Raw genomic sequence first — 13,786 nt, forward strand, 5'->3', positions numbered from 1 at the left:
GCGGGGGGATTTTTTATTTACGTTCGTTAATGACTTCAACAGCTGGTACGGCAGTTACGCCTGTGCCTGGTTCGCTGCCATATTTTTCACGACGCTCCGTAAAGGGTAGCTCAATGTAGCGATAACTGAACCAGGAAAGAATGATGGAAACAGCGATAAAAGAAAACCATATCATGAACTGAACCGGCCATGAATAGCTCTCCTGGTAAATATATTTGAACAGGAAGTCCGACAGCAGGGTATGCAACAGGTAAACAGAATAGGAGATCTTACTGATGAAAGTAATGGGTGATGAAAAGAAGCCCATCGATTTCATATCCTGTAAATAGGGCATGGCCAGGGCAAAGCCAACGCTGAAAAGCGGAAATATCAGTATTGCGCTGACAACATTGATCTGGTTGGGATACACGAAATGGAAAAACAACCCAATCGATCCGGTGAGCAATATCAATGAAGCCAGCAACAGCAGGTTCTTGTATCGCTGCAGAAAAGCTTTGTAGTTGTTCATCAGGTAGGCGGTAAATACGCCCATCGCAATCGCATCGAGACGGAAGAGGGTGATCTTGCGGATGTGCAGATCCCAGTGTGCCTCAAAGCCAGGCCTGTATTGCTGTATATATCCCGACTCCAGTAATAAGAAGGAGGCAGTTCTCAACACAAAGGGCACCGCAAAGAATAAAAGGATCATCAACAGGAATGACCTGCGGAAGGGTAACTTCCGGATATTCATGAAGAAGAACAACAACAACGGAAACAGCAAATAGAAATACTCTTCAATGGTAAGGCTCCAGGCTGGTATAAAGAAATAGGGGTGCGGCCACAGAAAGTTTTGTAAGAAGAAGGGAAACATAAAGGTGGACAATGGTACACTGTGCAACCCTTCGATGGCCACCGATAAAACGATATTCAGGATCAGTACAATATAATATAATGGTAAGGTGCGGTACCATCTCCTGATCCAGAAAACCTTCAATCCGTTCTTGTCGAGCTTTTTCTGAAAAGCTTTGTACATGATATTGCCAATCAGGAAACCACTCAGTACGAAGAATATTTCCACCCCGGCAAAACCCATAAAACCAAACAGGTATTCTTTGGGCCAGGCAAATGGCAGAAAGACCAGGGAGTGGCTCAGTAATACCAGCATCACGGCAGTCGTTCTCATCAGGTCGAAACCTACATATCTATTTCCGGTCATAAGCTTGTTTAAGGGCGCGGTAAAATACAATATTATTTCAATTTATGCCAGTTTTCAGCGGGTTAACGGACATAGAACAACGCCAGGGCGCGGGTTTGGCATGATAAAGGGCTGGCTGCAAATGAAAAAGGGCCGCCACAACGAAGTTGCGGCGGCCCTTGCTTTTTACAGGGGATATTGGATCAATATCTATTGCTTCACAAATTTCGATTTGAGGCGGGTGCCATTGTCGATCACTACTTCCACCTGGTAAAGGCCTGGTGTGAGTGATGAGATGTTCAGCACTTGCTGGTGCAGGGATTGTGCTTTCTGGAACACCACCTTCAAGGCCAGCTTGCCGGTCATGTCGTATACATTCAGGGAAGAAGCTCCATTGATATTGCTGGAGGTTTGAATGTTGATCTGGCTTTGCGCCGGATTCGGATAGATCAGCAATCCTTCTTTTGCAGCGCTCTTTACATCTTCATCCGCAGCGACGGTCGTTACTGTACGGGCAGTAGCCATGGTGGCAGTGCCGGATGCGAGAACGGTTAATTGCATGGTATCGCTATAGGGTACCCACTGGCTGCTCCAGGTTGTAAGACGGAACTTGTAAACACCAGCAACCAGGTTAGTGATGGTTGGTTTCGATGTAGATGCATTGGTGATCGTTTCACCAGAAGGTCCGCTTATCTTATTCCAGAACCAGCTCTTCAGCGCGCCACTGGGATCGTTAGAGGCTGTTCCATCCAGTATTACACTATTGGTCGGCAATTGGATCGCTCTGTCGGGACCCGCATTGGTGATCGTTCCGTTACCGGAAGGACCAGTACCATCGCCGGGAACAGGCTCACCGCCGTTACCGCCACCATTGCTGTTGTCGGTTGAACCGGGTTTTACAACGATCTGTACAGTATCGGAAGAAGGAACCCATTGTTTGCTGTATACCAGCAGGCGGAATTGATAAGTGCCAGCAGTCAAACCAGTTGCGGTCGTGGTGAGAGCGCTGGACGTGGTGATCGTTCCAGCAGCAGGGCCGCTGATCTTTGTCCAGGCCACAGCTTGTAATGCGCCGAGCGGGTCTATAGAACCGGAGCCATTCAAAGTAACGCTGCTGGTAGGCAGTTGAATGGTTTGGTCGGAGCCAGCATCGGCGATCCTGTTAGCTGGTTTGGTGGGCGGAGGTGTAGTGACCGCCGGGTTCACAACGATGGCAACCGTATCGGAAGAATAAACTCCCTGAGAGTTGGCAACCGTTAAGCGGAACTGGTAAGTTCCTTCTGTCAAAGCAGTAACAGTAGTTGTCAATGCTGCAGGGGTAGTAATGGTACCGGCAGTGGGGCCAGCGATCTTGGTCCAGGCAATACTCTTCAAAGCACCTGTTGGGTCAACAGTACCCGATCCGTTCAGCGTTACGCTGTTGGTGGGCAGGGTGATCGCCTGATCGGCACCTGCTTTCGCAATATTGGTGTTGGCAGGAGGAGGTGTAGATCCACCTGGCAATACAGTAACGATCTTATTGGCCGACTGTGGTGCCCACTGACTGTTCCAGGTCGTGAGTTGGAATACGTACACACCTTCAGTCAGTCCGGTAGCAGTAGTGACAGATACACCTGTGTTGGTTACTGTACCGCCGGCAGGACCGCTCAGTTTGAGCCATCTCCAGCCATTGATCTTACCACCAAATGGATCGTAAGAAGCAGTACCATCGAGGGTGATTGAATTGGTAGGCAGGGTAATGGTCACGTTCGGACCAGGATCCACACCTGTTTGTGCCCTGCCATCGGATGCCAGCACAGTAACTGTGATGTCGTCGGCAGCAGTTCCGTTCTTATCGTCTGCTACAAAAAGTTTGAATACATAAGTACCAACCAGCAACCCGGTTACTTGTGTAGTGGCGTCGTTGGGGCTCACGATCTGTGCATTGGCGGGGCCACTTACTTTGATCCAGGAGTAGCTGGCAATAGAGCCGTCGGCATCGGTGGCGCTGCCTTTCAGGGTAACCTGTGTTACAGGCTGCATCACGGTAATATCAACGCCCGCGTTGGGAACGGGAGGCTTATTGTTGGCGGGAGGTGTCGCAGACACTACCACGTTCACTGTATCCATAGTCCAGTCGCAACGCTCGTCCACCACTTTCAATTCATATTGGTAAGTGCCAGCAACAGTGAGGCCTGTAACGATTGAGCTACCGTTTGTAGAGACGGGTGTTGCAATAGTACCGGCATTGGGGCCGGAAAGTTTGGTCCAGATGTAGCGAACCAGTTTGCCGTCTGCATCGGTCGACTTGCTGCCATTCAAGGTAATCGTGGCAGAAGATGGAGTGGTGGCAATGTCGGAGCCGGCATTGGCTACCGGTCTTTTATTCACGGGCAGACTTTTGTTTTGCCCGAGGAACCACTCATAGATATTAGGATTTTGCGAGTTGTAACCTACGTCAAACACACGGCCCCATATCCAATGTCCACCATCAGGCCAGATCGTCATATATGGTTTTACCGCAGGGTTCAGGTTATTGATGGAAGCAATGGTGCCGGTAGTGCAACCTACACCCACTGTGCCGTCATCCTGCGCGTGGAATGCCCAGATGGGTAAATTGGCATTTGTGTAATTGGAAAAATTCGCATTCCAGGGACACACACCACAGCTAACACCGATACCGGCGAGCTTCTTGGCATTGTCCAGGGATGCTCCTGGGTAACCCCACACGCCACCGCCACCAAGGCTGAGGCCAGTGAGGAAGATTCTGTTTTCGTCGATACGCAAATTCTTCTTTGCGTAATTGATCATTTCTTCAATGTAAAAATTTTGCCATCCGCCCCATTTACCATTTAATTGTGGAGATAATACGAGAAAGGTTTCTGTTTTGCCATTCCAGGTGAAGGTCATTTTGCTGCCTGCTTCGATAGCGCCTGGAACGCCGAGGCCAATTACTTTACTAAGTTCTGTGGTTCCGTTGCCGGTTTCCCCGATTCCGTGCAGGAAAATAATGACGGGGTACTTGGTGTTCACATTTGTGCTGTAATCAAGTGGCGTGTACTGATAAAATCCAATGAATTCGCCATTTGCTGCAGTCAGGCCTTTGGGTACGTGCTGAGCGGATACGGTTAAGGTGATCAACACACTCAGGCACAGGAGTAGTTTTTTCATAGAGAGTTCTCTCAAAATTTAGCACATTGGTTATGAAATAAAATTCCCTTGCGATCATTAGCACCCGCTATGATAATCGCACTGATGACACGCATCATCGTTGCTTGCAATTCCAACTTGTAGGCAATAAGGAAAAATGGCGGTCGGTTAGCTATAATTACTCCACCTTCACTGTGTAGGGGTTAACCGTGTGAAAATACAGAGCCTTATTATTGGACTTACCGAGCTTAAATAGGGAAAGATTGACCGGCGAGAAAAGTCACAATTACTATACCAATCTCCATCAAAACTTAGGATATTTTTAACGGGATTATAATTTAGTAACAATGCAGGGAGATCGTGTGTATCTCTTTCTACAGAGATTTTTATTGGCAAGGCCCGTGGAGTGCAGGCCCACAGCGCATGTGTGTAGAAGTTTTTCATAAAACGATACCGGATTTTTCTTGCACATGAAATTCGATCATCGTTTACGCGTGTCCAAAAAAAGACCGGGATGATTTTGGATCATCCCGGTCTTCATGTATAAACTGTAAGAGTTTTCGATTATCGCTTGGTGAACCTTACCACCATGCGCTTCTTCCGCTCAATCTGCACTTCCACGTAGTAGAGACCATTTCTCAGGTGACTGATCGACAGCGGGAACTCCTGGTAAGCAAGCGTCTTCAGTCGCTTGTGTACTTCCAGCGGACGTCCAAACTGGTCCATCACCGTAATGGTGGCCATACCCAGTGTATCAGTGATACAACGAATATTGATCGTCGAGGCGCCCTGCGTGGGGTTCGGATACGCAACGATACTCTCCGTGTAGCGCATGTTGTTGACAACAGAAACCTTAACACTGTCTTTCGACACCGCTCCTCTGTCATCCGCTACATTCAGTTCGAATACGTATTCACCGGGCTCGAGCTTGGTTACCTTGGCTGTAGCACCATTGGCATCCAGGGGCACCGTTTTACCACTTACCTGTTTCCAGGTATAGGCAGCAATTACGCCGTCTTCGTCGCTCGACTGCTGCCCATTCAGCAACACCGAATTTTGCGGTAAGGCGATCATGATATCCTTGCCTGCATTGGCTACCGGCAGTTTGTTGGGCGCCGGGGCAATGGATACTTTCACGCGGTCTTTCGCGCTCGCTCCCTTGTTGTCGGTAAGTGTCAGTTCAAATTCATATTCACCCGCTACGAGGTCGCTCAGTACCGGCTTGCTCGAAGTGGCATTGATAATTGTCAAATTTCCGGAGCCGGCTATCATTACCCAGGCGTAGGATACGATAGAGCCATCGGCGTCTTTGGAAGCGCTACCATCCAATTGTATGGTAGTTGCCGGTAATGTGATACTGATATCGATACCTGCATCGGCAACGGGAACCTTGTTGGCAGGCGTCGCCACCGGTGCGATCGAGATCTTTACGCGATCTTTTGCAGTAGCGCCCTTGTTATCAGTCACTGTCAGCTCAAATTCATATTCACCGGCAACGAGGTCAGTCAAAATGGGCTTGTTGGATGCGGCATTGATAATTGTCAAATTTCCGGCGCCGGCTGTCATAGCCCACGCATAAGTAACAATGGTGCCATCGGGATCACTGGATGTACTGCCATCCAATTGAATTGAATTGGCCGGTAAAGTGATGCTGATGTCGTTGCCGGCATTGGCGATCGGTGCTTTATTAGCCGGCGTCGCTGCAGGGGCTATGGAGATCTTCACACGGTCTTTTGCAGTAGCGCCCTTGTTATCGGTCACTGTCAGCTCAAACTCATAATCACCGGCTACCAGATCGGTCAGTACTGGTTTGCTGGATGCGGCATTGATAATTGTCAAATTACCGGTACCCGCAGTCATAACCCAGGTATAAGAAACGATCGAACCATCGGGATCACTGGACGTGCTTCCATCCAGTTGGATAGAGGCGAGGGGCAGGGTGATGCTGATATCGCTGCCGGCATTGGCCACTGGCGCCTTGTTGGGTGCCGGGTTAACGGTAACAGTTACGATATCTTCTGCCGAAAGACCGCCGTTATCAATGACGGTTAATTTGAATGTGTATACACCTTCCACTAAACCACCCAGGCTGGAGGTAGCTGCTTTCGCATCTCCCAGCGTGAACTGGCTGGGGCCATTCACCTTGGTCCAGGTATAGGAAGCAATGGTATTGTTACCATCCGGATCTGTTGAACCGGTTCCCGTAAGTGTCGTGCTATTGGCGGGCAGGGTCAGGGTAACATCCGTACCTGCATTGGCCACCGGCGTTTGGTTGGGGGTAGGACTAACGATCACTACCACTACATCGGTAGACGTAAGGCCGTCATTGTCGGTAACCAGCAACTGGAAATTATAGGTGCCCTGCGCCAGGTTAGTCAACGCAGTGGTGGCTGCCGCAGGATTGGCAATGGTGTACTGAGAAGGACCATTTAATAAAGTCCAGGAATAGGTGGCAATGGTATTGTTACCATCGGGATCGGTCGATCCGCTACCGTCGAGCGTTGTACTGTTGTTGGGCAAAACGATGTTTACATCCTTTCCGGCATTGGCAACAGGCGCCTGGTTGGGCTTGGGTTTCACGGTCACTACTACTGCATCCTTATGACTCAATCCGGCATTATCCGTAACCGTCAATTCAAATGTATAAGTCCCTTCTACCAGGTTCGACAATCCGGTCGACGCTGCATTGGCATTGGCCAGGGTGAACTGGGCAGGGCCGTTGAGTTGCGCCCACTTGTACGTCGCAATGGTGTTATTGCCATCAGGATCGGAGGAAGCCGAACCATTCAACGTGGTGTTGTTGGTAGGCAGTGTAATAGAAATATCGGTTCCGGCATTGGCCACCGGTGCCTGGTTGGGCTTTGGTTTCACGGTAACCACGACTGCATCTTTATGACTCAGGCCGCCATTATCAGTAACCGTCAATTCAAACGTATAGGTGCCTTCTACCAGGTTCGACAATCCGGTCGACGCAGCATTGGCGTTGGCCACGGTGAACTGGGTAGGGCCGTTGAGTTGCGCCCACTTGTAAGTTGCAATAGTATTATTGCCATCAGGATCGGAGGAAGCCGAGCCGTTCAGCGTTGTGTTGTTGGTAGGCAGTGTAATAGAGATATCGGTTCCTGCATTGGCCACCGGTGCCTGGTTGGGCTTTGGTTTCACCGTAACCACGACTGCGTCTTTATGACTCAGACCGCCATTATCAGTAACCGTCAATTCAAACGTATAGGTGCCTTCTACCAGGTTCGACAATCCGGTCGACGCTGCATTGGCATTGGCCAGGGTGAACTGGGCAGGGCCGTTGAGTTGCGCCCACTTGTAAGTTGCAATAGTATTATTGCCATCAGGATCGGAGGAAGCCGAACCGTTCAGCGTTGTGTTGTTGGTAGGCAGTGTAATAAAAATATCGGTTCCTGCATTGGCCACTGGTGCCTGGTTGACGGGTGGTGCAGGATTCACGATCACCTGAATCTGGTCGCTATGAGAAAGGCCGCCATTATCCGTAACGGTGAGGCTGAAGACATAAGTTCCGGCCACCAGGTTACTCAGGGCCGTCGAACCTGCGTTGGCATCAGCCAGGGTATACTGTGATGGTCCGCTTACCCAGGTCCATTTATACGAAGCAATGGTGTTATTGCCATTTGGATCGGTAGAGCCAAGGCCATTCAATGTTGTATTGTTGGCGGGCAGTGTGAGGGTAATGTCGTTGCCGGCTTTTGCCACGGGAGCTGCGTTGCCGCTTCCCTTCACAACGGTTACCTGAACGATGTCCGTTGCCGGAATCCAGAGGTTGTCCATTACGGTCAGCTTGAAAGTGTAAACACCTTCTACCAGTCCGGTGACATCCGTTTTCGCGGCATTAGGGCTTGCGATCGTGAAATCGGGCGGCCCTGTTACTTTGGTCCAGCTAAAGCCGTTGAGTTTTCCATCCGGGTCTTTAGAGTTCGAACCATCGAGCGTTACTGAGTTGGTGGGCAGGGTGATCACCACATCCGGACCTGCGTCCGGAATAGCTACAGCATTAGGACCATAAACAGTAACGTTTACATCGTCCTGGCCCGAAAGACCTTCCTGGTCTTTCACAACGAGGCGGAATGAGTAGGTACCCAGCGCCGTAAGGTTGCTGATATTGGTACTTGCTGCATTGGCGTTGACAAAAGCCACGGTCGTAGGACCGCTTAACTGTGTCCAGCTATAGGAAGCCATTTTGCCTTCGGGGTCAACAGAGGCACTGCCATTAAGGGTCGTGACGCTGTTGGGCTGGTTAAGGCCAAGGTCGTTGCCCGCATTGGCTGTAGGCGCCTGGTTGGGCCCCGAGCCGGGCACCACATTAATGGTCACTGTACCGTAGGTCCAGTCGGCCCGGTCATCGACCACTTTCACTTCATATACATACGTGCCGGCCGAAACCAGGCCGGTTACAGTGGTAATTCCGTTGGTTGTTACAGGTGTTGCTATGCTACCGTAATTGGGACCAGATTTCTTTGTCCATATGAAACGTAACAGTTTGCCGTCGGCATCGGTAGAGCCTGAGGCGTTCAGTGTAACTGTTGAATTGACCGTTACAGTTTGCGTTGCGCCGGCATTGACCACCGGGCGCTTGTTAACCGGAAGACTTTTGTTCTGTCCAAGGAACCATTCATAGATATTCGGGTTATTGAAGCTGTATCCGGGATCGTAGGCGCGTCCCCATACGGAGTGGCCACCATCGGGCCATACCGTGTAATAAGGCTTTACTGCGGGATTGAGTTTCTCGATACCCTGGATGGCGCCGCCCGAACAACCCTCAGACACGGTTTTATCATCCTTGGCGTGGAAAGCCCATACCGGCAGGTTGGCATTGGTGTAGTTGGAATAATTGACGTTCTCGCAGGTACCACAACAAACGCCAATACAGTTGAGAGTTTGTGCATTGGAGAGTGAAGCGCCAGCCCAGGTCCAGGTGCCGCCTCCGCCAAGACTTAAACCTGCCAGCGAGATCCTGTTGGGATCAACGTTCAGGTTGGCCTTCGCATAATTGATCATTTCATCTACATAGAAAGTTTGCCACCAGCCATAGCTGCTGGACAGCTGGGGGATCAATACCAGGAAGGTCTCCGTTTTACCATTCCAGGTAAAGGTCATGGAATGGCCGGCCTTGATCACGGCAGGCGTACCGTTTCCGAGCACACTCGGCAGGTCGGTAGTACCATTACCGCGTTCACCAATCCCGTGCAGGAAGATGATCAATGGATACTTCGGGTTCAGGGCAGGATTGTAGTCGTATGGCTTATACTCATAGAAGCCAATAGATTGGCCGTTGGCTGCTTTGAGATTTTTAGCCACCAGTTGCGCTGAACCAGTAAATGATAAAAAGGAAAACAGGAGCGCCGCTATGGTATAGGCATACCACTTGCTCCACGGGTGATGGGTAAAGTTTTTCATAAGGTCGATTTTTCAGATTTAGGATACCTTGGACAATCTGTTCTTTCCGGATTACGAATAACAATATACAATAATCCTACCAGGATGCAAGAGTAGTGGAGCTGTTGAGCCATAAACGAACGCCATTTTTAAAGAGTAGACAGGCAATATTATTCGTAGGAAAGTTTTACAGGGAACAGGTTAGCGGGTGGTAGGTAAGCAGCTTTTCAACGCAAAATAGAGGCCAAATGCGCGTTACAACATCATAAATGCATAAAATGTGGAAAATCGAGCATGGATTGTAGCGGAAAAAAAGACATGTTGATTAGCGTTGATGCCTGATCTGCTTTTTGATATATATCAAACAAATAAATGAAGGAAGGCTATTGACATATCTCAAAGAAAGGCCTCTGGGACGGGCCACCGTAGCGGGTTTCGGCTATTGCAGCAAAATGCAGCCAATAAAAAAAGGCAGCTTTCGCTGCCTGATCACTATTAAATGCGTTGTGCGATAGAGATAGTTAGTTGTCCTGTGTAAATGCTTTCGGCGTATGCACAAACTCTTTACGGTCCACATTCAGCTTGAATAATGACCTCACCATCGACCAAACCAGTACGGGTATATGGGCGAAAGCCTTCATTGTTTGCCGGGAATAGAACTTGCCCGGTATGGCTATAATATAAGTAGCGCCATATAGACCCATCGGTCCCAGCCACCATACCGGTGCGGGAAAGAGGATGGAGTAACCAGTGAGGTATTCAAGAACAGCCAGGGCAAATGCCAGGAAATAACCGCCGAGGAAGAGCAGGCGGGGGGCTGCGAGGTTAGCGAACAGTTTGTTGAAGTAGTCTTTGGTTTTGGGCAGGTGGCCGCTCTTTTTATCAAAGAACAACCGGAGGTGGATGATCTGAGACTCTATCCAGCGTGTACGTTGCTTTTCAAATACCTGTTTATTGCCCACCTTCTCATCCAGCACATAGGCATCGTCGATAAATTCAATACAGATATCCGCCTTCATCGTTTCGAAATCCACCACGCGGTCGCAGGCGGGGTTACCCAGGATATCCTGATCGTCATAGATGTCCTTGATCTTGAGGAATTCGAAGGCCATTCCCGATCCAATGGTGGAGGAGGAGAAGCCAAGGGCCCGTTGCCCTTTGCGGAAGAGGTGGTTATTGGTTTCCTCGGCCAACGCATCCAATACAGCCACTGGTGTATTAAGATTTTTGGCCATGCGATGGCTTTGTACGGCACGAAAACCATTTTGGAAGGCAGCATTGACCTTTTCGAGGCAACCGGGCATCATCACATTGTCGGCGTCGAGGATGATCGCTACCTCGTGGCGGCCGGCCGGTATCCAGTTAAAGAGTTTATTGAGAGAGCGTGCTTTGGAGCCCAGTTCAAAAAATACTTCCAGTACTTCTACATTGGGAATCTGCTTCAGTTGAGCTACCGTTTCCGGTTGCAGGCGGTCGGCGGCGATATAAACCCTGAACTTATCGACGGGGTAGTCGTGGGCGGCTGCCTTTTGCGCCGTATTAATAATAATATGATCCTCCTTATAGGAAGGTATTACCACGGCGATGCTCTTTTTGTCGGGATGGGGTTGGTAAATCCGGGGCCTGATCAGCTTGCCCGCAACGGCTACTATGAAAAAGTAGACCGTATAGACAGCCAGGTATAAAAAGAGAAGGAAAAAGATTATATGTAAAATCTGTTGGATCATGATCTCACTGATTATTTATTGTAAAGCTACTCTCCGGATCCCGTAGCCGCAAGTGCGATGCCACAGGCTTTCATTTCATACTCCATTCGTCTAGGCAGCCGTCCTTTTGACCATAGGGCGTCATTGAAACCTGTTAAACAGGCGAATGACTGGATGAATACAGGTTCCAGGCAGCCCCCTTCAAAAAGAACTTTAAATGCGTAAACTGCCTTTTCAACACAAAGGTCAGCGTATTCTTGGGAAGGGCAAAGAAGCCGAAATAGGCCGTGAATACCAGTAACGGGAAAAAGCCTGCATTCCTGCGCATATACAAGATACGGTTACGGGTATGGTAATAGACCTTCATGGGGTTTGCCTTTCCAACACTGAGGGATTCCTTATGGTAAATGACGGCACTGGCCGTGTACCAGATCTTAAACCCGGCTTTCAGTATCCTGGCCGACCAGTCCCATTCTTCGTAGTACAGGAAGAACTTTTCAGGAAACATGCCTACGCGGTCTATTACTTCTTTACTCACCAGCATAGCGCAGCCATGCGCACCAAAAGTGGGGCCCGATACATCGTGCTGGCCTTTGTCTACCTCATGCGTTCCAATACTGGTGGTGCGCCCGGTAAAACTGCTCATGGGATTGAAGCCGGCGTACTGGATGGTATTGGGCTGATCGAAATATTTGATCTTGGGACAGGTTACACCAATGGACTCATCTTCGTAGAAGGGTTTCAGCAATTCGTCGAGCAGGCTATCGGTAACTTCCGTGTCATTGTTTACAATGAACATGAAATCTCCTTTGGCCTGTCGCATGCCCCAGTTATTGCCGCCGGCAAAACCCAGGTTTTCTTTGCTGAGTAAAAGGCGTGTATTGGGATAGTTACCGCCGAGGATCTTTTCACTGGGATCAACTGCCGAAGCCATATCGCAAACAAGGATCTCGAAGTTGCGGTATTTGAGGTTACGGGTAGAAGCCAGGAAGTCGCAGGTGACGTCCGTTTGGTTGTAATTGAGGGTAATGATGGATATGAAAGGCTGTTCCTTTCTCATATCTGGTTTCTTTTTGGGTAAGCTACAAAAAAAGCCGGAAAGGGGAGAAGGCGGTGAGCATCGTTTGGTTACTGAGCGCCTTATTTCCTTTCCGGCCGAAATTCTCGAACTATATAAAAATCACATCAGGCATTGGTGCGTTGGATCAGGGCAGACGGTGTGTTGGCCATGATCCAGAGATCGTACATGAAGCTAAACCTGTCGGCATAATCAATATCGAGGTTCAGCCGCTCTTCGATCGACATTTCTTCTTTACCTCTTTTCTTGATCTGCCACAGACCGGTCATACCGGCTGGCGCCATGAAGCGTTTTGCCCATTCGTCGGTGGTGAGGGACGCTGCTTCATACAAGGGCAGAGGTCTGTTACCAACGAGCGACATATCGCCGATCAGTACGTTTACGAGCTGAGGCAGTTCGTCAAGGCTAGTATTGCGCAGGAACAAACCAACCTTGGTGATGCGGGGATCATTGTTGATCTTGAAGAACATGGCACCTGCATCACCTGAACTGTACTGATTGAGGTGCGACAGTTCCTTGATCTTCGCATCGGCACCAACGAACATGGTACGGAATTTAAAGAAGTCGAAGATCTTGTATCCGCGACCAGCTCTTTTGGCGATATAGAAGATGGAACCTTTCGACTCGATCCGGATCGCCAAAGCGATCAGCAGGAAAATAGGCGAGAGGGCCAGCAGCAATAAACCAGAGATCAGGATGTCGAAAGCTCTTTTGAGAATGGGGCTGGCCGGGGAAGTAACCTGGAGGGCTGTTTCCATGGCCGTCGTATTCATTTCATGAGCCAGCTTATGCTTCAGCTTTTTCAGGAAGGATACTTTGCGCAGCAAGCGCTGGCGATTGTAGTCCTGCAGGAAAATGATCTCATCGATAAAGCTATAATTTTTCAAACGCTGAATCTCGGCTTGGGTGGCGTTGGATGCTTCTACCACCACCGGGATGGGCAGCAGTGCACGGTGCATAAGCAGGAACAAGTGCAGATCGCGCAATTGTTCAATGCTGGTCGGCGCCTCCACGATAATGATATCCGGAAGGTTGGTGCTTTTGGAGTGATTCAACAAACGCCGCAGCATGGATTTCGCATTGCTTACCGACTCGGCAGCATAACCACTTTCAAAGGCATTGATAAGGTTGCCGATGTTATCGGCTTTCTTACCAATGTAGAAGAACTCCAGCTTGTGCTGCTCTGTTGAAGTGGCAGGCGCAGGCTGGCCGTTTATGGTAAAATGCTTGTATACCCTCTTCGATGTCTTCTCGTCGTGTAAAAATGTTAGTTCCATAAAGTAAGGTTATGAAAAT

Annotated in this window: 6 protein-coding genes; all 6 read right to left on the bottom strand. The window is 49.4% G+C overall.

Going from position 1 to position 13,786, the window contains the following annotated elements:
- Positions 1-13: 13 nt before the first annotated feature.
- The 6 genes from P2H89_RS03660 to P2H89_RS03685 all read right to left on the bottom strand — a co-directional run bounded on the left by P2H89_RS03660 (position 14) and on the right by P2H89_RS03685 (position 13,767).
- Entirely contained in the window at positions 14-1,195 is a 1,182-nt protein-coding gene (locus P2H89_RS03660; protein WP_275825146.1) for an acyltransferase, read from the bottom strand.
- Positions 1,196-1,384: 189 nt separating this feature from the next.
- Complete coding sequence (locus P2H89_RS03665; RefSeq protein ID WP_275825147.1) at positions 1,385-4,324, bottom strand: T9SS type A sorting domain-containing protein; 2,940 nt, start codon at positions 4,322-4,324, stop codon at positions 1,385-1,387.
- 543 nt (positions 4,325-4,867) lie between these two features.
- Positions 4,868-9,727: a PKD domain-containing protein gene (locus tag P2H89_RS03670; RefSeq protein WP_275825148.1), complete on the bottom strand. Its 4,860-nt coding sequence runs from the start codon at positions 9,725-9,727 to the stop codon at positions 4,868-4,870.
- A gap of 500 nt (positions 9,728-10,227) precedes the next feature.
- Entirely contained in the window at positions 10,228-11,433 is a 1,206-nt protein-coding gene (locus P2H89_RS03675) for a glycosyltransferase family 2 protein (protein WP_275825149.1), read from the bottom strand.
- Positions 11,434-11,566: 133 nt separating this feature from the next.
- Positions 11,567-12,472 (bottom strand): glycosyltransferase family 2 protein, encoded by a 906-nt coding sequence (locus P2H89_RS03680; RefSeq protein WP_275825150.1) that lies wholly within the window; start codon positions 12,470-12,472, stop codon positions 11,567-11,569.
- Positions 12,473-12,597: 125 nt separating this feature from the next.
- Positions 12,598-13,767, bottom strand: a complete 1,170-nt coding sequence (locus P2H89_RS03685; protein ID WP_275825151.1) for a sugar transferase — start codon at positions 13,765-13,767, stop codon at positions 12,598-12,600.
- Between the last annotated feature and the right edge of the window lie 19 nt (positions 13,768-13,786).

The organism is Paraflavitalea sp. CAU 1676 (genome assembly GCF_029223285.1).
Classification (GTDB): Bacteria; Bacteroidota; Bacteroidia; order Chitinophagales; family Chitinophagaceae; genus Paraflavitalea.